This is a genomic window from Corynebacterium nasorum (genome assembly GCF_032821635.1).
Lineage (GTDB): Bacteria > Actinomycetota > Actinomycetes > Mycobacteriales > Mycobacteriaceae > Corynebacterium > Corynebacterium kefirresidentii.
Genome location: NZ_JAVBIE010000004.1, coordinates 177,436 through 200,524, shown reverse-complemented (window position 1 = coordinate 200,524; position 23,089 = coordinate 177,436). Strand labels below are relative to the sequence as shown.

The window sequence follows — 23,089 nt, the reverse complement described above, 5'->3', positions numbered from 1 at the left end:
ATGTCGCGTGGGTGCAAAATGAGCTCAACGAAACACCCCGACAAATCCTCGGCGGCGCAACCCCACGTGAAATACTTAACGAACTATTCAAGCGTGGCGCATCCACCGCTTGATTCCGCCCACCAAGCGTGGCGCTTTGAAGATCTACCTCGGCGCGGCGCCTGGGTCTGGTAAGACCTGTGCAATGCTCAACGAGGCGCACGGCCTTGTGCTGGCCGGCCGCGATGTGGTCATTGGCATCGTGGAAGATCATGGGCGCGAATTCACTCGGGCGCTGTGTGATGGCCTTGAGACCATCCCGCGGCGCCACGCTGCCGGGCTATCCACCGGAGAACTCGATACTGCAGCCATCATCTCGCGCCAGCCGGAAACCGTTCTGGTCGATGAATTTGCCCATTCCAATCCGCGCGGTGAGGAACACGCTAAGCGCTGGGAGGACGTAGAGGAACTCCTAGCCGCAGGAATCGATGTGATTTCTACCCTGAACATCCAGCACCTCGAAAGCCTCAATGACGTAATAAAGCAGATCACCGGTATTTCCCCGCAGGAGACGGTGCCAGACGAGGTGGTGCGTGCGGCGAATGAGATCGAGTTGGTGGATGTATCCCCGCAGCTCTTGCGCACCCGCTTGAGTGATGGCCAAATCTATAAAGAAGCACGCATTGCCCCAGCGTTGAATAATTATTTTCGGGTGGGCAATCTGACTGCACTGCGGGAGCTTGCCCTGTTGTGGTTGGCGGACCAGGTTGATGAGGCTCTCGCGTCCTACCGTTCTGAACAAGACATTACTGATACCTGGGAAGCGCGGGAACGGGTGGTTGTGGCCATTCAGAACGTCGCGCATGCAGAACTGCTCATTCGCCGCGGGCGCCGCATCGCGTCCAAATCCTCAGCCGAGCTACATGTGGTCCACGTAATTTTTGGGGATTCCTTTTCTTCCGGTGAATCTTCTGTTGCAGGTTCCGCTCAACAACTGGCCAAATTACAATCCTTGGCTCAGGACGTGGGTGCCCGTTTGCATCAGGTCACCGGTGACTCGGTGCCAGAAGCGCTGCTTAATTTTGCCCGCAGCGTCAACGCCACCCAGCTGGTCTTGGGTGTTTCACCACGGCGTCGCTTAGGCCTGCACTGGCGCGGCACCGTTGCTGAGGCCGTGTTGCGGGATTCAGGCAAGATCGATTGTCACATTGTTAATCTTCCGTCCGATAAACCCTCGCCTCTTTCACCACTGCTGCGACCATTGCATTCCCTTCCGCGCCGGGCGGTGTCTTGGGTGGGCGCGGCTGTCGCTTTCATCGCCTTGACCGCACTGTTGCAAGGCATCGACGGCTCGGCATTGGGAACAGGCACGTGTTCTGCTTTTTACTTTGCGCTGATCCTCCTCGTGAGCATGCTCGCTGGCCTGTGGCCGGCGGTAATTATTGCGTTTGCCTCGGGCTTGGCGGTCAATTGGTTCTTTACCGAGCCCCTGTACACGTTCGATATTGCTGAGCCGGCTAACGCTGTCATCCTCGTGGTCATGGTAGCCATTGCCCTGGCCGTGGGCCTACAAGTGCGGCGCACCAAAATAGAGCACCATAATGCGGCCATTGCCACGCGCGATGCTGAGCTCTTGACGGTCTTTTCCCGCGCAGCCCTCAACCGCCGTGCGGACGTATCTCCCATCGACGCAGTGCTTCGCAAGGTAGGAGAGACCTTCGGCTGCCATAAGGCCGTGCTTCTTGACGCCTCCGGGGACATACTCTCTACCTGGCACGCTTCGGCGGCCTCGCCCCGGCAAAGTAGACACCTGCATATCCCCGCAAAGACTCATAAACGTGAGGTAGAAACGTTGGTCTCCAGCGAGGACACTACGGTCCAGATTGTGATGGAAGGCCCAGCGTTATCCGCCCGCGACCGTGCTTTGGTGGCGGTTGTGGCAGGCTATTTAGCCGGCATAGTGCGCCGCGACAAGCTTTCGGCTGAAGCCGCACGTGCCGATGCCATTGCTGCCGCTGATGAATTGCGTCGTGCGCTGCTATCGAGCGTGAGCCACGATCTGCGCACGCCCCTAGCAACGGCCAAGCTGGCTGTGTCCTCTTTGCGGAATTCCGAAATCGAATTCACCCCAGAGGATCAAGAAGTACTACTGGCGGAAACCGCGGCTAGCATCGATCAACTCACGCTGCTCGTGACCAACCTATTGGATCACTCGCGTTTGAGTGCAGGAGCGGTAACTGCACGCCGGGATACTGTGGAGTTATACGAGGTAGCCAATCGGGCTATTGCTTCCTGTGCCTTTGGACATAGCAAGGACCAACTTGGTCGCATTCATATTGGTTCTGGACTCCGTGGCCGCACCTGTTGCGCGGATAGCGTTTTGCTGGAACGCGTGCTGGCGAACCTATTCGATAACGCTTTGCGCTATGCGCCGAGCGGACCAGTCAACGTTGATGCGCAGGTTACAGATGAGCGCGTGGAGCTGAGTGTGAGCGATGAAGGGCCGGGAATTTCACCAGAAAAGCAGCAGGAGCTTTTCCAAGCTTTTCAACGCTTGGGCGATACCAGCAATGACAACGGGGTGGGTTTAGGCCTCTCCGTCGTACGCGGATTTGTGGAGGCTATGGACGGTACTATCACCGTAGAGGCCACTCCAGGAGCGACCTTTATCCTGAGTTTCCCGCTGCGGGAGGAGAAAAGCCATTACTGATAAGAAGGCCACGATTGTCATCGTGGATGATGATCCGCGTTTGCTCACCACCTTGAGCATTAACTTCAAGGCGCGTGGATATGAGGTGTATTCAGCCAGCACCGGGGCGGAGGGTCTGCAGGTGGTCTCCCAGCATCAGCCCGATGTGGTGATTTTGGATATGGGTCTGCCGGATATGGATGGGCGGGAGGTCCTCGATGGGATTCGAGGGTGGTCAGCAATTCCCGTTCTGATTCTTACGGCCCGGTCCGATCCCCTATTTAGTGCCTCGGCCCTAGATCGCGGTGCTGATGATTATGTGACCAAACCCTTTTCTATGGAAGAGCTCTTGGCCCGCGTGCGCGTGGCTTTGCGGCATGGCAGCCCGCAGCAGCCATCTGCCCAGCGGGAAGCCACGATGGTGCGGGCGGGCGATGTGCTGATCGACGTCCCTCGACACTCCATCACCAAGGCAGGAAAGCCCCTTCACCTGACCCCTACTGAGTGGGGCGTGCTTACGACGCTGCTGCGTGCCCACGGCGGTTTGGTGCGCAAAGAAGACCTCCTCGCAGAGATTTGGGGCCCGGGATTCGAAGGGCAAAGCCACTACCTGCGCATCTATACCTCGCAGCTGCGCCGCAAACTGGAAACCGATCCCTCTGATCCCCAATATCTCCTTACTGAACCCGGGTTGGGATACCGCTTTGTTACCTCCCCAGAAGTCTAGGAGTAGCTGACGCCATTTTCTGCAGGGAACTACTCTTGCAGTGGCAATTCTGTGCAGTGGAGGGGTGCGAGTTGGTATCCATAACGCTTATGCGTCGAGGGCTTCGGTGTGCCCTGCGCATTTAACCAACTGCAAGCGCGTAAGAACTAAACATTTCAACTGGTCACCAGCGATTGTTCGTTCTCTAAATCATTTCTGGTGCTGCAGATTAGTTGCTTTTCCCTGAAGGGGTGACGGTGTCTGTCATGCTTTCCTGACCAAAGAACCTTCGAGCATATTTTTGGGTAGAAGGGTCTATTAAATCAAGCTACGTTGTACGCACCGTTAGAAGAAGGAATAGGGCTCTCTACTTTCATAAACTTGGCTCGATTTATTGTGCCAACGTTGAAGGTTATGAATTAGAGACGTCTGGGGTTGAAAGCTTGGTATCTAAAAATAGAGCTCCTCAAGACTCCGGTGTTCATTTATCGCTGTCTGGGTGGGGCTTTATCTGCGCACCTGCATTCGTGCAAGAAATCTTGCACGAATCTCTCGGGTAGCTTACTGTGGTCGATCGTTCAGGAATTCTTGCACGATTGGAGTTGTGATGAGCCCACGAAAGTATGAGCATCCGGCCACCGAGGACCTTGAATTCGTCCGTGTTCTGGCTGCGGTAAGTGATCCCATCCGGTTAGAGATGGTTAGGCGCCTGGCAGACGGTCAGGAGCACGATAGTTTGACGCTCGCTGATGACCTGCCTCGATCTACCCTGACCTACCACACTCGGCAGCTGCGTGAAGCCGGTGTGACGTGGACAAGAAGCCAGGGACGAACTTGTGTTATCTCTTTGCGCAGAGGCGATCTAGACGAACGGTTCCCTGGTTTGCTCGATATGGTGATTTCGAATGCTTAAACAGCTGTGGCCGTTAGTTTTGGGCAGTGTAGCGCTCGGATTGGACGCATATGTTATCGCTGGGCTGCTATCACAGATTGCAAACGACTTGGGTACAAGTGGCAGTGTGATCGGCTTGGGCGTTACCGCCTTTACCGGCGCGTACGCAATATCTGGTCCGCTGTTCTCGGGTAGGGCAGGCAAAGATCCGCGGAGTGGTCTGCTTGGAGCTGTTGCTGTGTTTTCTTTGGCGAATGTCGTGACTGCAGTTTCGCCTACAGTGAGCGTTTTTCTCGTGTCGCGCTTAATCGCAGGTGCAGCAGCGGGAATTTATTCGCCGCTGTCCTCAGCCGTAGCGGGGATGTCTGTCCCAGCAAAGTATCGCGGGCGCGCACTGTCAATGGTGCTGGCTGGCTTAGCGGTGGGAACTGTCGTGGGCGTACCGGTGGGATTGGGGGTAGCTAAACAGCTAGGCTGGAGGGCTACCATCGGTTTGGTCTCGGCCATTGGAATAGTGGCGTTAGCGGGTCTAGCGTTGCGCAAAGCGAGTGTGGTACCAGCTGTGCCCTCCTCCTCGTTGGGGCAGCGACTCCGAGTCATCGGCCGAGTGGATAACTTCCTGACGACCTTAGTTACTTTCTTTGTTGGAGTGGGTTCGCTGGGGTTGTACACCTATATTCCTGTAGTGCTTGATCGTGTGCAGGTAGACACCATTGCTGGCATGTGGGTCTGGGGTATCGGCGGGGCAGTGGGTGCTTTTGGGATTGGGAGGGTGCTTGACAAGGTTAATAGTTCACGCAAACTAACGGTCACTATCATTGCATTACTCGTGACTGATTTCGCTCTACTGCTGCTCTTCCCTTCGTGCCACGTGGTGGCAGTGGTGTGTCTTTTTGCTTGGGGGCTTTTGGGGTGGTCGTCAATGGCGCCACAGCAGCATTCGATGCTCAGTGCAAACCCTAATGAAGGGGCGACTGCTGTTGCTGCTAATGCATCTGCGAACTACCTTGGCTCGGCAGTCGGCTCCGCAGTGGGTGGATTACTGTTGCCCTCCTCCACGGGAATCCTGTTAGGAGCACTAGGTGCAGTCCTAGTAGGAATCGTCTGCAGTATTGGGGCCAGTGCCTCTTCTCGCTCTCATAGTGGGGGCAATGTGAATTAGGAATACTTCGGATTGATGGGACGATGCCCGAATTGACATAGTCGAGCTCTTCGTCGCATTCCCTTTGAGACCTTTGCTTTGACACTCTTAGCAGCTAAAAGGACTGATCCTAGGCCTTTGATTTTCTCGCAGTAAATCATGTCAGTATCGGTATCACTGAAGCTACCGCGGAAAAGAATAATGAAATGCGCGGACCGCTGCCGCGCTGCGAAGTCCCCGCTACACTCGCGCTTATGACCGATCTGCAGCATGTCCACTCCGTTGATGAGGCGGTAAACCGCCTGATCGAGATTTACGAGAATTCCTGCGAGCTTGCGCGCAAGACTTTGGAATCAGGAAACCTTGATGACTATCGCTACGTGGTTTATCCCAAGGTCACGGTGGATATCCGCAAATGGCAGCCCATCGATCGTTCCGAGCCCTTCGGCTACGTTAACGAGGCCGGCAAGTACTCGGCGGTAATCTCCAAGCCGTACATCATTCGGGACTACCTGCACGAGCAGCTGACTCGCCTGGCGGGTAACTATCCGTGCGATATTTTCGTCGGTCAATCGGACCAGCGCATTCCACCGGAGTACATCAAGGACACAAGGAAAGCCCCGCAGGAACGCGGGCCTATTCCGCGTCCGACGCTGGATGAGGTCAATGATGCAATCATTGATGGCGAATGGGATGCCTTCCACGGTGCGGAAAAGCCGCTTTTTCATTTTGGTGCCCAGCGCTTTGATATCGCGTGTGCGCGCATTGAGCATTACACCGGCATCGAGGTCGATACGGTGCAAAAATACATTTTGTTTACTAACTACGCGATGCACACCACCGAGTTTGTGAAATTCGGTTTGCGCGAGTTGACCAGGGAAGACTCGCGTTATACCGCCTTGGTGCTGCCCAATGGCGAGACCATTCATCCCAACGATGCGGTGGACCTCGATGTGGACGGTCTGACCTTGACGTCTCGCTTCCAAATGCCGCGCTTTGACCTGATCACTGCCGGTGGTGATGGCATCACGATGATCAATATCGGTGTAGGGCCCTCCAACGCCAAGACGATCACAGATTGCTTGGCGGTACTGCGGCCGGAAGCCTGGATCATGATTGGCCACTGCGCTGGCATGGATGGGCGCATGCGCATCGGGGATTTGATTTTGGGCAATGCCTACCAGCGCAATGACCACATCTTGGACCAAAAGGTTGCGGCGACCTCTCCCATCCCGGCGATTCCGGAGGTACAGCGCATGCTTGAGTCTGCGGTGAAGGCGGTATATGGCGACGATAATTCGCTCATGCGAACCGGTACGGTGCTCTCCACCGATGATCGCAATTGGGAGTGGCGCACTAACCGGGATTTGTGGGAGTGGCTGCGTACCTCCACCGCGGTGGCTGTCGATATGGAATCGTGCACGCTCGCGGCCAATGGCTATCGCTACCGCGTTCCCTACGGCACACTCCTTTCGGTCTCTGACCTGCCATTGCATGCGGTGCCGAAGCTGCCGGCCCAGGCGCAGGCCTTCTACTCCAACTCGAAGGAAGCTCACGTGATGTGCGCGGTGCGCGCGATGGAGCATCTAGCCGAAAATCCGGAGCGCCTGCGCACTCGCAAGCTGCGCCGGACTTTGGGCGAGGTTCCATTCCGGTAGGTGCCTTTTCTTTGGCAGGCAATGCTCGTTAAACTACAAAGAAATCCCATGACGCAAAAGGAGCCACACAATCGTGACTGAAAATTGGATCCACCCGGACCGGGAAAACCTCACCTGGGAGGTCTTCGGCGAGGCGAGCCGTAACCTGTCGGAACAGATTGTGGAATCTGGTTGGTTCCCTGACCTCATCGTGGGCGTCGCCCGCGGCGGCCTCATTCCAGCCGGTGCTATCGGTTATGCCATCGGTGTGAAGGCCATGGGCGCTATCAATGTGGAGTTCTACACCGATATCGGCCAGACCCTGGAAGAGCCGATCATCTTGTCCCCGCAGCTGGACACGGATTCGCTAAAGGGCAAGAAGGTACTGGTCGTAGATGACGTCGCGGACTCCGGCAAGACCCTGGATCTGGTGGTTAATCTACTTAAGGAAACCGCAGACGAGGTGCGCTCAGCCGTCATTTACACCAAGCCGAAGACCATCTTTGAACCGGACTTTTCGTGGAAGAAGACCGATCAGTGGATCAACTTCGCCTGGTCCGTGCTGCCAGTTATCACTGCAGATGGCTCCTTTAAGGAAGGCTCCTAAAGTCCACTAGGATGAGCAGGCGTGATTAAAGAACAGCCTGCCCCAACCGGCGTCATCGCCAGTTTCCGTTATGCATTTTCCTCGCCCGCTCGTCTGCGCAAGGAAGTCTTTGGCGGACTCGCGGTGGCGCTTGCTTTGATCCCGGAGGTCTTAAGCTTTTCCATCCTTGCGGGCTTGGACCCGCGGGTGGGATTGTTTTCTTCCGTCGTCATGGCAATGTCCATTGCCTTTACCGGTGGCCGGCCGGCGATGATTTCCGCAGCGGCCGGCGCGGTGGCGCTCGTTGTCTCTCCGCTCGCGCATGAACATGGGCATGACTACGTGGTCGCCGCGGTGCTCTTGGCGGGAATCATGCAGGTGGTGCTGGCCGCGGTGGGCGTCGCCAAGCTTATGCGTTTTATTCCGCGCTCGGTGATGACGGGGTTTGTGAATGCCCTGGGAATCATGATGTTTACCACGCAGCTGCCGCACCTTACCGATGTGCCGTGGATGGTCTATGTGCTAGTGGCCATTGGCCTAGCCATCATGCTGGGACTACCGCGGCTGACCACGGTGATTCCCGCCCCGCTCGTTACCATTGTGGTGGTCAGCATTATTGCGGTCGCGGCCGGGTGGAAGGTCCCCGATGTGGCGGACCAAGGCGAGCTGCCTACCTCGCTGCCGGGGCTTTTCGTGCCGGATATTCCGTGGAACCTGGATACCGTGCGGCTTATTGCGCCCTATGCCTTTGGCATGGCGTTGGTGGGGCTCATGGAGTCGTTGCTGACGGCGAAGCTGGTGGATGATATTACGGATACCCACTCCGATAAAACGCGCGAGTCCTTTGGCCAGGGCGTGGGCAATATCCTCGCCGCGGCCATTGGCGGTATGGGCGTGTGTGCCATGATTGGCCAGACCATGATCGGCGTGAAGGCATCCCAGGCGCGCACGCGCTTGTCGACGTTCCTCGCGGGCGTCTTCCTCCTCATCCTTTGCCTTCTTCTGGGCGAGACCGTCGGCCGCATTCCGATGGCCGCCCTGGTGGCGGTGATGATCATCGTGGCCGCAACTACGGTGGATTGGCACTCGGTTCACCCGCGCACGCTTAAGCTCATGCCGCTATCAGAAACGCTGGTGATGCTGGTGACGGTCGTAGGCACGCTGGCCACGCATAACTTGGCGGTCGGTGTGGTGCTCGGCGTGGTGACAGCATCCATTGGTTTTGCTCGCCGCGTGGCGCATCTGGTGGAGGTAAAACAAGTAGGCGATGCCGAGTATACGGTGCGTGGCCAGCTGTTCTTCGCCTCCTCCAATGACTTGGTCTACGCCTTCGACTACACGCTGGACACCCAGCGCGTGCTGGTGGATATGACCGAGGCCGAGGTATGGGATGCCTCTACCGTGGCGACGCTGGATGCGGTGCAGAAGAAATACGCCGAGAGGGGCATCGACGTAGAGTTCCGCGGCCTGGAAGGAGCGAGCGCGCAGCGCCTCGATCGCCTCAGTGGGCGCTTGGGTGAATAAAGTCACATTATTGGCCTAGGGTGCGAGCGCTCAAGCGAGAAGCGCCGAACTGGACTCGGGCGCGCGTCGGCGTAAATGTATAGTTTCCGCGATGACCTCGCGTTCTTAGGGGAACTTTGCCTGCGTGCGATGGATAGCTTTGTCTTGGCTAACTTAGGTTATCCAATCTAAAAAAGCATAATGACGTGCAAGTTTACTTAAGTAGGCCTTGCTGGATTGCGGGAGAATCTTCGGTAGTGTGGTGCTTAGCACTTATTGATTTTCCTGCACAGAAAGGTTTTTACAATGGACGAGAAACTGCAAACCCTCCTGAATAACCAGGTCATTAGCGAGTACGGCGCTTCCATGGTCTATACCCAGTTGGCCTTTGAGATGGACAACCTCTCCTTCCCGGGCATGCGCGATTGGTTCATGGGCCAGGCCGCTGAAGAGCGCGTGCATGCCGAAAAGATTGCGGACCATTTGCTCTCCCGCGGTTATCGCGTAGAGCTCAATGACATTCCGGTTGGTTCGGTGAAGGCCGCTAACCCGCAGGATGCTTTCCAGGCTTCCCTGGAGCACGAGCAGAAGGTCTCCGAGGAAATCCGCACCATCGCTCGCGCGGCGCTGGACGCACAGGACCTGGAATCCCGCCAGCTCGTTGACTGGTTCCTGAGCGAGCAGGTGGAAGAAGAAGCTACCGTTTCTGAGATTCTGGATCAGATCAAGCTGGTAGGAAATGACGGCTCTGGCCTGCTACGCATCGATGAGCGCTTGGCTGGTCGCACCGAAGGTGGCGCTGCCTAAGCGCGCCTGGGTGAATAACAAACCCATCAAGATTTAGAGCAATCCTCCCACGGCACTGCAGTGCCGTGGGAGGATTGCTTCTATGTCAACACAACGCAAGGCTTTCTGTGCCATGACGCTTTTGATCCTGGCGCTTTTTCTCATCGTGGGAGCGGCGATTATGTCCACCCACGTGGCCTTGGGGGTATTCCTGACCACTGCGGCGCTCATGCTCGGTCCATTCGCCGGGCTCGCGCTGCTGGTGTACGGTGCCGCGGGAAAGCGCGGCTTGGTTACTCGCTCGCTGTATAGCCTTGGTGGCATGCTGCTCATCGGTGCGATCGGCGGCATTTTCGCCTTGTCTATGGAACAGGTCTCCGCGATGCTGCCCGTTTTTGTGGCCGGCGCCGGTGTGGGAATCGTAGCCGTGCTGACCCAGGCGCCGAAACGCGCATAAACTGGCTCTCGTTATGCCCAAACTCCTTTTTGATATGTATGGCGTGCTCATGCGCCCGGCTACCCCAGAAAGTCATGCAGCCTTGGAGCGCCTCCTCGCGCCATCCGATGCCGAGGCGATGTGGGAGGCCTACGGGTTTTATCGCCCGGACTATGATGCCGGCATCTTTAGTGATAGCCACTTTTGGAATGAGGTAGCGGCCCGCGCAGGGTTGGGGGAGATACCCGTCGCGGAGGCGGTAGCGTGTGAAAACCGCGGTTTGCTGGAGGCCGACCAGGGGATGGTCGCTTTGGTCAAGGGGCTTATCGGGGAAGGCTATAGTGTAGGCATTTTGTCCAATATTCCCACCACGCTGGCGGGGCAGGTGCGCGAGAAGCATACCTGGCTGGAGGACTGTGCGGCGGTGACCTTCAGCTGCGATATTGGGCTGGCAAAGCCGCACCCAGAGGCCTCTCGCGTAGCCGTGGATGCGCTGTCCGCGCAGCCGAAAGATACCTATTTTTTTGATGACCGCATCGACTACGTGGAGGGCGCTAGCTACTGCGGGCTCAATGCCCACCTCTTTCGCGGCATCGACTCGGTACGTGAGGTGCTAAGCACACTGGAGTGAGCGGCCTAGCTCCAGCGGTTGGCGCAGGAGCTGGTCGGTGGCCACGGTGCGGGCTACCGCGCGGACAATCTCCTTATGGCTGGGGATCATGCGCAGCTGCAACTCATCGCCTGCGGAGGCGCGGACGGTGGCGGCGAATTGCTTGGGGGCCTTCGGGTCGTCGGTAAACGCGCCGCCGGCGATGACCACGGTGGCCGGGGAGTGGGCTTTGACCAGTTCCGCGGTGATGGTGCCCAATTGGCGGGCGCGCTCGTCCAGAATGGTGCGGACGGTGGGATTGGATTCGGCGATTTGGGCGGCCTCGGTAAGCGAGGCAGCCTTCACTCCCTCCTGCCGTATTGCCTCGAGGATGTGCCGGGTGGCCAGCAGGCGCTCGGAAGCGCCGTGGCCAAGGAGCTCAGAGTGCGTTTGCGGTACGGGAATAATGGGGCTGACCTCGTCCTCGATGGAGAGTGCCGAGCCGATGGAATCATCCGCAAAGAGCACCAGAACTCGCTCGCTGGTGCCAATCTCGGCCGCTTGGGTTTCGGAACCCAAAATAGCGGGGATCGCGGAGGAGACTACTACGGGTACGCCGAACTGGAAGCGCAGGCGTTCGGCGATGTCCACGCCGTGCCAGTTGAGGTTTTCTGCGGTGACCAAGCCGTTGTCATCCACGGTGCCGGAGGTGGTCACGCCGAGGGAGACCAAGCGGTGGTTCAGGTTGGTCATCAGGCGATTGATGCCGGCCATGATGTGCTCGAGGAAGTCATCCTCGCTGAGGTTTGCTACCGGCGTGGCCAACTCTTCTTCGCTTAAGGTGCGGCCCTTGATGTCATAGAGGCCGATGTAGGTCTGCTTGGTGCCCACGGAGATGCCGCCGAGCGCCCAGTCATTATCGGCCGCCTCAAGCGGCACAGTTGGCCGACCGCGCCCACGGGACTGGGTGAGGTCGGTGCGTTCCTGGATGAGGCCCGCGTTGAGTAGGGAAGTGGTAGCGCGCGTGATGGTGGGCTGGGAAAGTCCGGTGGCTTCCACCAACTCGCTCCGGGTGATGATCGGGTTCAGGCGCACCAAATGGAGGCACTTTGCGGCCGGCGTGCGGGGCCGCGTGAACACTGGGCCAGATTTGATCATAAAAAGGAGTATAAGCATCCCAGACTGCTTTGTCTAACCTGATAAAAGTTTCATGTACCGAATAGTCTAAAGGTGGTGGTGGGGGCGCAGATATCTATGCTGGAGAGCATGCAGTCAGTAGCGGTTTATTGTGGTTCAGCAACAGGAAACTCCCCGGCCTATACTCAGGCGGCACAGGAATTGGGCACCGAACTGGCCCGACGCGGCCTGAACTTGGTGTATGGCGGCGGCAATATCGGCTTGATGCGCGAGGTGGCGCAAGCCTGCTTAGCCGCCGGCGGCACCGTCACCGGCGTGATGCCGCAGTCACTGGTGGATCTAGAGATTTCCCACCCCGGCCTGACCACCCTAGAGGTCGTGGGCTCCATGGCTGAGCGCAAGACCCGCATGGAGCAGCTTGCCGATGCCTATATTTGCCTCCCCGGCGGAGTCGGCACCCTTGAAGAACTTACTGAGGTACTCACCTTGCAGCAGCTGGGCCACATCCGCGGCCCGGTAGGCCTAGTTAATACCGCGGACTTTTGGCGCCCCTTCTACGCCATGTACGCCGCCATGGCTGAATCCGGTTTCATTCTGCCGCGCTTTGTAGACGCGCTGGTAATGAAAGAGAAACCGCAGGACATCCTGGATGAGTTCAGCCACTGGAGCTATCCCGGTACAAAGTGGGACAACGATTAGCTAACAAGTTCGCAACTTCATCCTCCCCGGGTGGCCTATAGCTGATACTTAGGGATAGACTTCCTCGTTATGAGTTCTGAGCAGACCGCTAAGCGCCAGCCCTCTCTACTGGACGCTTCGTGCGATAACTTCGTTCACGACCTAGCCGAGCTTTCCCCCACCGATGCCACCGCGTGGGGAATTGATGGCTTCGAGGGCGAATTGCAGGATTTCTCCCCGGAATACTTCACCGCCATCGCGGATCGCACCCGTGAGATGGTCGCAGACTTGGATGCCCTAGATGACACCACCGATGAATCCGATGATGAGGATGACTTTGATGAGGTGGACTACGTCACCGCGGCCGTCCTGCGTGATCGCCTTTGTCTCGATCTAGATCTGCACCACCACAGCGAGGATGTGCGCTGCCTGAATAATATCGCCTCACCGGTGCAGACCATCCGCGATACCCTGCTGCTAATGCCGCAGGATACGGAGGAGGACCGCGATGCCATTCGCTCCCGCCTATCCCAGGTGAAGAACTCTTTGGCCGGCTACCGCAGCTCCCTGGAAGAGGCGGCCTCCCATGGCATGGTGGCACCGCACCGCCAGATCTCTGAGGTTATTGTGCAGTGCGAGCGGCTTGCCGACGCCGATTCCATGCTCGAGTCCCTCGGCCTCGACGCCGACTCCGCCGAGGTGCAGCAGGCCAAGGAAGCCTTTGGCGAGTTCTCCGATTGGCTCTCCAATGACCTGCAGCCCCAGGCGCCTAACAAGGACGCAGTGGGCCGCGAGCGCTACGAGCGTTTTTCCAAGCTTTTTGTGGGCGATGCCGTCAACCTCGATGAGGCCTATGAATGGGGCCTTGATCAGGTGCGCACCCTGCGCGCGGAGCAGGAAAAGATAGCTCACGAGCTCTACGGTTCCGATTGCTCGGTACGCGCGGCGATGCGCAAGCTCAACCACGAGGAGCGCTATACCCTGCGCGGCACCGATGCCTTGGTGGAGTGGATGCAATCTACCGCCGATGGCGTCATTACAGAGCTCAACGGCAAAGAATTTGATATTCCGGAAGAAGTAGAAGAGATCGAGTGCTGCATCGATCCGGCCGGTACCGGCGGCATCTTCTATACCCCGCCGAGCGATGACTTCTCCCGCCCGGGCCGCATGTGGTGGTCCGTGCCAGAAGGCCAAGACACCTTCCACACCTGGCAAGAGCTGACCACCGTTCACCACGAGGGCGTGCCAGGCCACCACCTGCAGCTAGGTTCCGCGCTGGTACAGGAGGATCTCAACCTGTGGCGCCGCGCGGTGACGTGGAATTCCGGCCACGGCGAGGGTTGGGCGCTCTACGCCGAGCAGCTCATGGCCGAGCTGGGCTATATGGATGATCCGGGATTCCGCATGGGCCTGCTGGATGCGCAGCGCCTGCGAGCTGCCCGCGTGGTCGTGGACATCGGATTGCACTTGGGCAAGCAGTTGCCGGATTGCTCGACGTCCGGCATGTGGGACAAGGCGCACGTGAAGACCTTCATGCGTGAGAACACCGCTATGGATGATGCAAACCTCAATTTTGAGGTCAACCGCTACCTCGGTTGGCCGGGCCAGGCGCCGTCCTATGCTTTGGGCCAGCGCTTGTGGCAGGAGACCCGCGCCGCGGCCGAGAAGCAGGGGATGAGTGCGCGCGAGTTCCACTCCGAGGCCCTCGCCCTTGGTTCCGTGCCGATGTCCGTGCTGCGCGAGGCCGTTCTGGATAACTAGCGGCGCAGCAGTCGCTGGGCCAGGCGTAGCAGCTGTGGCAAGTAGCCCGCTACGACCAGTACCGCGATGAGGCGGGTGAGCTGGACTGCGATGACCGCGGGGCCAGCCCCGCCCTCGGCCGAGAGTGCGAGCACCGTCTCTAGCGCGCCGGGGCTGGTGGCCAGGTAGGCCTCAAAGTAGGTGATGTGCAGCCACTTGGTCAGCGGCCAAGCGGTGGCGGCGCAGATGCCGATAATGACCACGATGAAAAGAACCGTGGCGGGCAATTGCTTGGCAAAGGCCTTGAGCGCCGGCAGCGAAAGCCCCCCGCCGCAGACCCAACCAATGGACAAAAAGGCCATCACCTTAAAAGCATAGAGCGGCTCGAGCGTGTGGCCCTCCGGCAACACGAAAGAGGCTAGAACCGTCAGCAGCAAGGGGCCGAGTACCGCGGCGGCGGGGAGATGGAGGAACTTGCCTACCTTTTCTCCTATGCAGGCAATGGCAATCACTAGGGCAACTATCCACCAGGTAGTTTCGCCGTCGACCGAAAGATCCGCTCCTTCGCCGGCAGGCGTGTCCAATAAGGCGACCACGGCCGGTAGCGATACCGAGACTACTAACAGGCGCAGGTATTGGGTGAGGGCGACGTAGCGGAAGTCGGCCCCGAGTTCGTCGGCAAGCGCGGGCATGAGGGACGCACCGCCCGGCAGCATGGATAAAATGCCGGTTTCGGAGGAGACATCGTGCGGCTGTGCGCGGTGTAAGAGGTGGCCACCGATAACGCCTACCATCAGTGTGACAAAGGAGATCGTCAGGGCGGCAGGCAGGAAGCCAAGCAATTGGCTCACCGGCACAACGGTCAGCGGGATGGCAGCCATCATGCCGATAAAACCACGCGACATGCTATAAAAACTCCGATTCACGCGCAGATCTTCCCCAGTACAAAGCGCCATGGCGCCGGAGGAGAGGATCGCTGCCAAGATCCAGGCCGCAGGTACGTGCCACATGCTAAACAGCCAGCCCAATACGACCGATGCCGGAACGACAATGGACCACCGTGCCACGGTGTGGGCACTTAGCCCGGCGCCTTCCTGCTGTGCGGCCATGCGAGCCTCCTCGTTCTGCTGCGACAAAAGTATAATGCCTTCTTTTACTCCACTATGGGGAGGCCGGTAGGCGGGTTATCACCTTACATCATTCAAGATTTATGATCGGGGGCATGGAAATCGATGTGGTGCAGTGGGTAATTCTCTTCTTTGGTACCGCGGCCGCGGGGTGGGTCGATGCGGTCATCGGCGGTGGCGGATTGATCCTGATCCCGATGCTGCTGGCGGTCCTGCCGGGCCTTGCTCCGGCCGCCGCTTTGGGCACTAGCAAGCTTGCTGCGGTGACTGGCACCGGATCCGCTGCTGTGACCCTTGCGCGCAAGGTGAAGCTGGACAAGGCAGAAATGGCGCGGTTCATCCTCATCGCACTGGTCTGCTCCGGGTTGGGGGCCAGCGTGGCCTCGAGCCTCGATAAAGACGTTATGCGGCCCATCATCATCGTGCTCATGGTGGCTGTGGGTATCTTCGTTGCCTTCAAGCCAGATTTTGGCAGTAGCGATTCGGCCGGTACCCGTGGCGGTTGGCGGACCGTCGTGGTCCTGTTACTCTCCGGCATCATTTCTTTTTATGATGGCATCTTCGGTCCGGGTACCGGAATGTTTTTGATCATGGCCTTTACCTCTATTTTTGCGCAGAACTTCTTGACCTCTGCGGCCATGGCCAAGGTGGTCAATACCGCTACCAATTTCGGCGCGCTCATCGTGTTCATTATTGGCGGGCACGTGTGGTGGACGCTCGGCATCGTGCTCGGCGTAGCCAATATCGCCGGCGCACTTCTCGGTGCTCGTACCGTACTTGGCGGCGGTGCCAAATTCATCCGCTACGCGTTGCTTACCCTGGTGGTGGTCATGAGCTGCTACCTGGGCTGGCAGCAATGGGGTTAATTACATCCGATTCTTGGTGCGCGCGGTAGCAATCGCATTCCACGGGTCCTCCGGCCAGGGGTGCTTGGGGTAGCGGCCGCGCATATCGGCGCGCACGCCGGCATAAGGTCCGGACCAGAAGCTGGCGAGATCATCGGTCACCGCGAGCGGCCGGCCGGCGGGGGAGAGCAGGTGGAATTGCACGCGGTGGCCGCAGTATTCGGGGGATTCGGCTAGGCCGAAGCATTCTTGCAACTTGATATGAACCACGGGGCGATCGCCGGACCAGTCGATTATGGCATCGCGGCCGGAGGGCACCGGAAGGCGCTCAGGGGCGAGCTCGTCCAGGTGGGTGGCTTCCGGCCAGGGAAGGAGGCGTTGCAGCGCGGGGTACATGTCTAGCTTGGCGGCGGGAGTGCCCTCGGCGATGCGATGTAATTCGGGCCCGAGCCACTCGGCGGGATCCGCGGAATCGACATCGGGCCACGGATCGCCAAAGTGGGAGTGCAGGTGGCGCAGGCGGTCTTTTAACCTTTGGGCCTTCTCGCTGAAGGTAAAAAGTCCTAGGCCTTCTTCACGGATGCCGGCGGCAAGCGCCTCCTCGGCTGCGGGGCCCGTGACTTTAACCGGGGTCTCAGAAAGGGTGATGGCGCCCGCGGCCTTGACCTTCACACCGCGCACGCGGCCATCGCGCAAGAAAGCGCGGGTTTCCTCGGTGACGCCGATGGCCGCCAGGGCTGCCGATTCCTCGATGCGGGCGGCCAAGCGAATGATGGCATTGCCCGCATTGGATAGGGATACCTCCGCGATGGCGAGCCACGGCGCTCCGGCCAAGCCCGAGTTATCGAGCAGGCGCGCGCGGGTGCCGCTGGCCAGCAGATAATCCTCGCCCATGCACTTGGCCACCTGCTCGGGAAAGGCGGTGGCTACGACCTCTCCGGGATCAGCCGGGCCGAGATCCTCTACGAGACGGGCAAGCCGCTTGACCTCCCTCTGCGGTGGGCGGTGACGGGTGAGATCGGGGGTTAAGGGGGCGTCGGCAAGCGAGGCGATAATGGGCGCGGCTTGGCTGCCGTGGCGGAGCAAGGAGGCGCCGAGGCGCGGATCGGTGGGCAGGAGGGCGAGTTCTTGCGTCGCGCCAATGCGCTTGAGCGTTGCCTGCGCGGAGGCGAGGGCCTGGGCCGGCGGCGGATCGAGCAGCGGGAAATCCGGGCCCGCGCCCCAGCAGTCCAGAAACAGCGCGGCCTGGGTGAGGTCCGCGGAGAGGATCTCCGGGGTGGTGTGTGGGGAAAAGTGCTGGTAATCGTCCTGCGAATAGCAGCGAATCACGGTGCCTGGTGCCGCACGGCCGGCACGACCAGCGCGCTGATCGGCACTCGACTTTGAGGTAGAAACCGTCACCAACCCGGACATGCCGCGTTGGGCATCGCGTCGGGGAACGCGGGAAAGCCCGGCATCTACCACTACGCGCACACCCGGCACGGTCAGCGAGGACTCCGCGATAGAGGTAGCCACGACGATGCGCTGTTCCTCGGTATATAGCGCGGCGTCTTGCTCCGCGGTGGTTTGCTTGCCATGCAGGGGGAAGACATTATGGCCTGCTAAGGCATCGCACACGAGGTTGACCTCGCGCACACCGGGCACAAAGACCAGCGTTGATTCCTGCTGGCGAGCTGCCTGCTTGGCGACGTCCCCGTAAAACTCCCTCGTTCCCGCCGCCCTGCCCGGCATGGGGGCGTACTGGATGTCGAGCGGATGGGTGACCGCCTCGGTCACGTGGACGGGCGCATCCATAAGCTGGGAAAAACGCTGCGCATCCACGGTTGCAGACATGGCGATGACGCGAAAATCCTCACGCAATTCGGCTAGCTCCAGGCACATGCCTAGCACCAAATCCGTATCGAGCTGACGCTCGTGGACCTCATCGATGGCAACGGCGGCCACGCCCTCGAGTTCCGGATCCTTCAGCAGGCGGCGCAGCAGCACGCCCGGCGTGACGAACTCGACCTCGCTGCCCTTGCTGGACTCGCCCCGGATGGCGAAGCCGACCTTGTCCGGCGTGCCGTTAAGTGTGCTCAAGCGCTGCGCGGCCGCGCGCACGGCCACACGTCGCGGGGCGGTGACGATGACCTTGCCACGTCCTGTCGCATGATTGGCCAGCGCCGGAGGCACGAGTGTGGTCTTACCCGTGCCGGGCGGGGCCTGGATGACGACGTTTCCGGTGCTAGGTAGCGAATCGATGGTCTCGGCTACGGGAAGTCCCGCGCCGATGCGAGCGAGATCAAACATTTAGTTGGCGGCTCCAAAACCCTCGACAGGGCCTTTGAGATCCTGGCGCTCCCAGGCTTCCTCATTGTCTTCCAGTTTGCGCACCACGCGGCCGGGTGATCCCAGGACCAGCGAATTATCCGGGATATCGGTGGTAATAAGCGTGCCCGCGCCTAAGACGCAGTTCTTTCCAATCGTGATGCCCGGCAGCACGGTGACATGAGCACCGAGCCACGTATTATCACCAATGGTGATGGGCTTGGCTATCTCCCAGCCGCCGGCGCGCATCTCATGATCGTTTACCGGATGCCCCACCGTAATCAGGGAGCAATTGGGACCCACCATGACACCATTGCCGAGCGTTACCTGGGCCTGAGCCAAGATCGTAGCGCCGAAGTTAATGAAGACGCGCTCGCCGCATACTAGGTTGCAGCCGTACTCCAAGTTGAACGGCACGTGCAGGCCCGGCACCGCTGATTCTTCCGGCAGTATCTCGCGCAGGATGCCTTTGGCACGCTCTTGGTCCGTATTCTGTAGTTCGTTGAGCTGCTTAAGCAAGCGGAAAGTGCGCTGGTGCTCTTCCTTCGCCTCCGGCATGCTCGGCAAGAACCACTCCCCACTGGTCATCCGCTCCCATGAGCCGTAGCGTTCCAAGTCCTGCCGCACCTGTTCGTTCATGGGTGTCATTGTAGAGGGTGAGTGGTGCTTAATAAGTATCTGCGGAAATCACTTAGGTTCCGGTAAATCACAAACTCACAGGCCGCTTTTGTTGGCTCGATAAAATTTGTAGACGACATTGGCAAAGCGGTTGCTAATTCTCAGAGTTAAGGTTGAGCGTAAGTAGAAGGCCAAGCACAATGAGTGAGCATATGGAAACAGATTCAAGAAAAATCGTCGATAATATTTTGAGCGATATGGCGGAACTCAATGACTGGATCTGTATTGCTGATGCAACTGGGGCGAATGGGAAAAACTCGTTTTATGCTACGTATGACGATGTCGTTACCATCCTTAGCGCAGTCAAAAACTCCTCAGCAGTGACACTTGGAAAGCTCGGCGCAGGATTTCAAGACCTTCCGGATACTTGGTCTCCTAGGGAAATAGCGAGCGAAGTGTTTTCCTCCTCGGATCCTATCGTTGAGATGATGAACTTCTGGATAAGGGAAATAGAAGACCCCCAGCGGTAGCTCCCGCAATCTTCACCCCGCAAGAATGACGTTATCGATGAGGTGAATTCTGCACGTGGGGAGGAGGGCTATTCCACCTTTCGGTCTGAATGGATTATCGCAGTTTGAACTCGACGACGTCTACTTCATCATCGGCAGCTAATCCGGGATAGTGAGCATCTAGCGCTTTCTGAAGCTCGGCGAGAGAGCCAAAGCCGTCATTTCGAGCTTGCTTTTCCGACAATTTACTTCGCTGGATAGAGGAAACGGCCGTGACCTGTGCAGGAATGGTGACGACCTCTCCGGATTCTTTCTCGAAGACTATTTGGGCATTTCCTTCATGGAAAGGATCATCTACCCGAATTGTCTGTTGCTTTTCTCCGCTACGAATTGATTCCTCGTAGCCTTCCCACATGTAGATGCGCTGCTCTTGTTCCATATCTCGCCAGTTGAATGCGAATGGCAAGAGTTCTTCTACGGTAGGTGCTTCAAGTCCATTGCTTCCGCGCACGATGCACCGAATGGACGGATCAACATCAAAAAGCACCTGGCGGCATTTACCGTAGGGAGGAATAACTTGACCAGTAGGTCCGTATACGGCGACTACTGCTTGGATTGGGTCCTCTGGATAACTAGCAGCATGGTTAGCTAAAGCCGAGACTTCCCCGCAAGGACCACCGAGGAAGTGGTGCGCGTTCAAACCGAGTACGTGTTTTCCTGATTTGGTGAGGAGTGCTGCGGCTACAGTGTGATTTCCTCCGTCCTGAAAGCGCCGTGCGTGAGTAGTTGCTTTGGCTAGCAAATTTCGAAGTTCGTTCGTAATCACTCTTTAAGGGTAATGATTGCCGACGCGCTTCATCTAGGTGAAGACAGAGATCGGGAACATCGGGGTTTCTGGGATGCATAAAAAATTGCTGGGCTTAACAGACGTCCTCATGAATGCTATGACTACCGCTTTTGTGGGAGCGCGCGTGTGGGCAGAGAATGCAGGACGGCAGTCGGAATAAGCAATGTGCCGCAGCAATGACAGAAGCAGTCCTCTTTCTTTGCGCTTTAATAGGTGGGTGGATCCGCCGAAAACCGCGTTAGTGCGTAAGTTGAGCGTTTACCACCCTTCTGCGTACTGGGTGTGCAGATTGTGATCGATTTGCTTGTGTACACACAAATCAAAATTCTGTAAACGATGCCTGTTGCTGCTTTTGAGTCTTTAAAGCGTTGGAGTTCAGCCCCTCACTCCATGGCGGATATACTCTAAATCCTCTCTTTCCTGGGGTTGCTCCGGAGGTAATACCGAGACGTTGTAAATCTTGATTGCTAAATTGAAACACACCTCGGTGATCTCCTTGAATCACAAAGACTAGGAGACCGTCGCCGCAGAAAGAATCTTCAAAAGGCACGGATTCCCCTTCATGGTCGCGTTGCCAGAATGCTACGAAGGCTCCCGGCTTAGAAGGCGTGGTGCGTGCTGTGCGAACATGCCAGGTTTTAGCTCCCAACTTGGCTATTCCCGATTCATAATTCGCATTATCACTTGTTTCATTTATGTTGGCTTCTAAATTAAAGGCCGCCACAAATTGGTAAAAGGAATCAAACTTCATCTTCAAGGCGATATCCGCATCTTTTTCGTCCAGCATTGAAGCTTAAGGAAAGCTGCGGAGGGCAACAAATTCCCACGTTATTTGAAGTGTCCAGGGTTGGGGCCGATTTGTCTTGAAACGATTCTTACCCTTGTTGAAGGAAATTTCTGGATCGATTTATTGGGGTGCTGGGATTAGGGTGAGGTCATGCTTTTTGATTCGCTGCCGCGGCCGAGTGTGCGTGTGGCTCCGGGGGTGGGGCATGTGCCGGGATGGGTGGGCGTCGATAAGCAGAGGGCCTTGGTAGAAGAGATGCGCGGCATTGCGCGCGAGTATGCGGGTACGCCGATGGCGATGGTGCGGCCGCGGTTGAAATCCGGCGGGCAAATGAGCGTTTTTCAGCTGCATTTGGGCAGGTATTGGCATTATCCCAGCTATCGGTATGTGGACAATATGGACGGTACACGGGTTCCGCCGGTGCCGGGGAGCCTGCGGCGGATTGCTCCGGGGGCGCTGCGCGCTGCGGCTGAGGTAGCACCTGAGCTAGAGCCGTGGGTGGAGAACTTCGTGCCGGAGATGGCGCTAGTTAATTACTATCCGCCGGGCTCGGCCATGGGCATGCATGTGGATGATTCGGAGGAGTCACCTGCCCCGGTGATTTCGCTATCCATTGGGGATGAGGCTCTTTTCCGCATGGGCCATACCGAATCGCGCACGCGGCCGTGGGATGATATCACGCTGTGCTCTGGGGATTTGGTGGTCTTTGGCGGGCCAAAGCGCTTTGCCTACCACGGGGTAGTGCGCGTTAATGACGGCACGTTGCCGGAGGGGTGCGGGTTGAGTGATGGACGTATCAACATCACCATCAGACAAGTATCTGCGCGGGCGGTAAGCTAGGGACGTTACATAAAGCTTGAAGGAAAGAAGGTCCTCTTATGTCTCGTATCGGCATCATCATCGGCACTACCCGCGATAACTCGGCCGGCAAGGTAGTGGGTGAGTGGATTTATGATCTTGCCCAGGGGCGCCACGATAGGGTGGAGTACATCCTGCTGGACCTCAAGGAGTTTGATGTTCCACTGCTAACCACTGACGTCATTCCTGCCACCGCCAATAAGCAGTATGCGGATGAAAAGGTGCAGGCGTGGTCTGATGCAGTGGATGCCTGCGATGGTTTCGTATTTGTTACCCCGGAGTACAACCGCTCCGTGCCGGGTCCGTTCAAGAATGCCTTCGACTGCTTGGCCGGGGAGTGGACCGGCAAGCCGGTTGCGTTCGCCGGTTACGGTCCAGCGGGCGCAATCCGCGGTGTGGAAGCATGGCGCACCATCGTGGTGAACTTCTCCATGCCGCAGCTGCGCAATCAGCTCGACTTCGGCTTCTTTACTGACTGGACCGAAGGCGAATTCCGCCCTGTAGATGCCAAGGTGGAACGCACCAATTCCTTGCTGGCCGAGCTGGAAGATGCCGTTTCCGCATAATCAGTTCGCACAGCGGCCACGTTCTGGCCCCGCATTAGGCGAACGAGACCGATAACGTGGCCACATGTTGGCCTCATATAAAAATCCAGCCCCCGCTGCTCACGAAGAGCGCGGGGGCTGAATGCT

21 protein-coding genes are annotated in these 23,089 nt (G+C 58.1%); 15 read left to right on the top strand and 6 right to left on the bottom strand.

Annotated features, from left to right (window positions below):
• Positions 1–109: 109 nt before the first annotated feature.
• The 9 genes from RAE07_RS05440 to RAE07_RS05395 all read left to right on the top strand — a co-directional run bounded on the left by RAE07_RS05440 (position 110) and on the right by RAE07_RS05395 (position 10,986).
• Positions 110–2,689 carry an ATP-binding protein gene (locus RAE07_RS05440; RefSeq protein WP_317001469.1) on the top strand — a complete coding sequence of 860 codons (2,580 nt, stop codon included), beginning with the start codon at positions 110–112 and terminating at the stop codon, positions 2,687–2,689.
• Entirely contained in the window at positions 2,682–3,395 is a 714-nt protein-coding gene (locus RAE07_RS05435; protein WP_200288998.1) for a response regulator, read from the top strand. Before RAE07_RS05440 ends, RAE07_RS05435 begins: the two co-directional genes overlap by 8 nt.
• 884 nt (positions 3,396–4,279) lie before the next feature.
• Positions 4,280–5,428, top strand: a complete 1,149-nt coding sequence (locus RAE07_RS05425) for an MFS transporter (protein ID WP_317001468.1) — start codon at positions 4,280–4,282, stop codon at positions 5,426–5,428.
• Positions 5,429–5,661: 233 nt separating this feature from the next.
• Positions 5,662–7,065: an AMP nucleosidase gene (gene amn, locus RAE07_RS05420; protein WP_034656130.1), complete on the top strand. Its 1,404-nt coding sequence runs from the start codon at positions 5,662–5,664 to the stop codon at positions 7,063–7,065.
• A 73-nt stretch (positions 7,066–7,138) separates the two neighbouring features.
• Positions 7,139–7,651 (top strand): phosphoribosyltransferase, encoded by a 513-nt coding sequence (locus RAE07_RS05415; protein WP_005326355.1) that lies wholly within the window; start codon positions 7,139–7,141, stop codon positions 7,649–7,651.
• Between the two features lie 21 nt (positions 7,652–7,672).
• Entirely contained in the window at positions 7,673–9,154 is a 1,482-nt protein-coding gene (locus RAE07_RS05410; RefSeq protein ID WP_284798802.1) for a SulP family inorganic anion transporter, read from the top strand.
• 285 nt (positions 9,155–9,439) lie between these two features.
• Positions 9,440–9,940: a ferritin gene (locus RAE07_RS05405; protein WP_023020290.1), complete on the top strand. Its 501-nt coding sequence runs from the start codon at positions 9,440–9,442 to the stop codon at positions 9,938–9,940.
• Positions 9,941–10,022: 82 nt separating this feature from the next.
• Entirely contained in the window at positions 10,023–10,376 is a 354-nt protein-coding gene (locus tag RAE07_RS05400) for a hypothetical protein (protein WP_200288422.1), read from the top strand.
• 13 nt (positions 10,377–10,389) lie between these two features.
• Positions 10,390–10,986, top strand: a complete 597-nt coding sequence (locus tag RAE07_RS05395) for an HAD-IA family hydrolase (RefSeq protein WP_317001467.1) — start codon at positions 10,390–10,392, stop codon at positions 10,984–10,986.
• On the opposite strand, the gene RAE07_RS05390 is transcribed toward RAE07_RS05395, so the two are convergent.
• Entirely contained in the window at positions 10,969–12,102 is a 1,134-nt protein-coding gene (locus RAE07_RS05390) for an ROK family transcriptional regulator (RefSeq protein ID WP_239207773.1), read from the bottom strand. The two genes, RAE07_RS05395 and RAE07_RS05390, sit on opposite strands and share 18 nt — an antisense overlap.
• A gap of 108 nt (positions 12,103–12,210) precedes the next feature.
• Between RAE07_RS05390 and RAE07_RS05385 the strand changes: the two genes are divergently transcribed.
• Positions 12,211–12,780 (top strand): LOG family protein, encoded by a 570-nt coding sequence (locus tag RAE07_RS05385; protein ID WP_034656137.1) that lies wholly within the window; start codon positions 12,211–12,213, stop codon positions 12,778–12,780.
• A 69-nt stretch (positions 12,781–12,849) separates the two neighbouring features.
• Positions 12,850–14,520, top strand: coding sequence for a DUF885 domain-containing protein (locus RAE07_RS05380; protein ID WP_317001464.1), 1,671 nt, complete (start codon positions 12,850–12,852; stop codon positions 14,518–14,520).
• Here RAE07_RS05380 and RAE07_RS05375 read toward each other — a convergent pair.
• A complete protein-coding gene (locus tag RAE07_RS05375; protein WP_200288418.1) occupies positions 14,517–15,608 on the bottom strand; it encodes an AbrB family protein in 1,092 nt (363 codons plus the stop codon). The genes RAE07_RS05380 and RAE07_RS05375 overlap by 4 nt on opposite strands.
• Positions 15,609–15,721: 113 nt before the next feature.
• Here RAE07_RS05375 and RAE07_RS05370 point away from each other — a divergent pair, with 113 nt between their 5' ends.
• Positions 15,722–16,492: a TSUP family transporter gene (locus RAE07_RS05370; protein ID WP_200288417.1), complete on the top strand. Its 771-nt coding sequence runs from the start codon at positions 15,722–15,724 to the stop codon at positions 16,490–16,492.
• Here RAE07_RS05370 and RAE07_RS05365 read toward each other — a convergent pair whose 3' ends face one another.
• Entirely contained in the window at positions 16,493–18,760 is a 2,268-nt protein-coding gene (locus RAE07_RS05365) for an ATP-dependent RNA helicase (protein ID WP_317001463.1), read from the bottom strand. It abuts the gene before it with no gap.
• Complete coding sequence (locus RAE07_RS05360; RefSeq protein ID WP_200288415.1) at positions 18,761–19,426, bottom strand: sugar O-acetyltransferase; 666 nt, start codon at positions 19,424–19,426, stop codon at positions 18,761–18,763. It abuts the gene before it with no gap.
• A 170-nt stretch (positions 19,427–19,596) separates the two neighbouring features.
• Here RAE07_RS05360 and RAE07_RS05355 point away from each other — a divergent pair, with 170 nt between their 5' ends.
• The gene (locus tag RAE07_RS05355; RefSeq protein WP_234288138.1) at positions 19,597–19,926 is read left to right on the top strand and encodes a hypothetical protein; all 330 of its coding nucleotides are present in this window, start codon (positions 19,597–19,599) and stop codon (positions 19,924–19,926) included.
• Positions 19,927–20,020: 94 nt separating this feature from the next.
• On the opposite strand, the gene RAE07_RS05350 is transcribed toward RAE07_RS05355, so the two are convergent.
• Together RAE07_RS05350 and RAE07_RS05345 are read right to left on the bottom strand one after the other, a co-directional pair.
• Positions 20,021–20,731: an ASCH domain-containing protein gene (locus RAE07_RS05350; RefSeq protein ID WP_259824803.1), complete on the bottom strand. Its 711-nt coding sequence runs from the start codon at positions 20,729–20,731 to the stop codon at positions 20,021–20,023.
• A gap of 340 nt (positions 20,732–21,071) precedes the next feature.
• Complete coding sequence (locus RAE07_RS05345) at positions 21,072–21,539, bottom strand: MepB family protein (protein ID WP_317001461.1); 468 nt, start codon at positions 21,537–21,539, stop codon at positions 21,072–21,074.
• A 150-nt stretch (positions 21,540–21,689) separates the two neighbouring features.
• Between RAE07_RS05345 and RAE07_RS05340 the strand changes: the two genes are divergently transcribed.
• Both RAE07_RS05340 and RAE07_RS05335 read left to right on the top strand, forming a co-directional pair.
• Positions 21,690–22,379 (top strand): alpha-ketoglutarate-dependent dioxygenase AlkB, encoded by a 690-nt coding sequence (locus RAE07_RS05340; RefSeq protein ID WP_317001460.1) that lies wholly within the window; start codon positions 21,690–21,692, stop codon positions 22,377–22,379.
• A 38-nt stretch (positions 22,380–22,417) separates the two neighbouring features.
• A complete protein-coding gene (locus RAE07_RS05335) occupies positions 22,418–22,963 on the top strand; it encodes an NADPH-dependent FMN reductase (protein WP_317001459.1) in 546 nt (181 codons plus the stop codon).
• Positions 22,964–23,089: the final 126 nt, after the last annotated feature.

Coding starts and splice junctions, on each gene's coding strand:
- RAE07_RS05390 (WP_239207773.1), bottom strand. CDS start 12,102: ATGATCAAATCTGGCCCAGTGTTCACGCGGCCCCGCACGCCGGCCGCA.
- RAE07_RS05405 (WP_023020290.1), top strand. CDS start 9,440: ATGGACGAGAAACTGCAAACCCTCCTGAATAACCAGGTCATTAGCGAG.
- RAE07_RS05355 (WP_234288138.1), top strand. CDS start 19,597: ATGAGTGAGCATATGGAAACAGATTCAAGAAAAATCGTCGATAATATT.
- RAE07_RS05375 (WP_200288418.1), bottom strand. CDS start 15,608: ATGGCCGCACAGCAGGAAGGCGCCGGGCTAAGTGCCCACACCGTGGCA.
- RAE07_RS05345 (WP_317001461.1), bottom strand. CDS start 21,539: ATGCTGGACGAAAAAGATGCGGATATCGCCTTGAAGATGAAGTTTGAT.
- RAE07_RS05380 (WP_317001464.1), top strand. CDS start 12,850: ATGAGTTCTGAGCAGACCGCTAAGCGCCAGCCCTCTCTACTGGACGCT.
- RAE07_RS05425 (WP_317001468.1), top strand. CDS start 4,280: ATGCTTAAACAGCTGTGGCCGTTAGTTTTGGGCAGTGTAGCGCTCGGA.
- amn (WP_034656130.1), top strand. CDS start 5,662: ATGACCGATCTGCAGCATGTCCACTCCGTTGATGAGGCGGTAAACCGC.
- RAE07_RS05365 (WP_317001463.1), bottom strand. CDS start 18,760: ATGTTTGATCTCGCTCGCATCGGCGCGGGACTTCCCGTAGCCGAGACC.
- RAE07_RS05395 (WP_317001467.1), top strand. CDS start 10,390: ATGCCCAAACTCCTTTTTGATATGTATGGCGTGCTCATGCGCCCGGCT.
- RAE07_RS05335 (WP_317001459.1), top strand. CDS start 22,418: ATGTCTCGTATCGGCATCATCATCGGCACTACCCGCGATAACTCGGCC.
- RAE07_RS05400 (WP_200288422.1), top strand. CDS start 10,023: ATGTCAACACAACGCAAGGCTTTCTGTGCCATGACGCTTTTGATCCTG.
- RAE07_RS05340 (WP_317001460.1), top strand. CDS start 21,690: ATGCTTTTTGATTCGCTGCCGCGGCCGAGTGTGCGTGTGGCTCCGGGG.
- RAE07_RS05360 (WP_200288415.1), bottom strand. CDS start 19,426: ATGACACCCATGAACGAACAGGTGCGGCAGGACTTGGAACGCTACGGC.
- RAE07_RS05385 (WP_034656137.1), top strand. CDS start 12,211: ATGCAGTCAGTAGCGGTTTATTGTGGTTCAGCAACAGGAAACTCCCCG.
- RAE07_RS05370 (WP_200288417.1), top strand. CDS start 15,722: ATGGAAATCGATGTGGTGCAGTGGGTAATTCTCTTCTTTGGTACCGCG.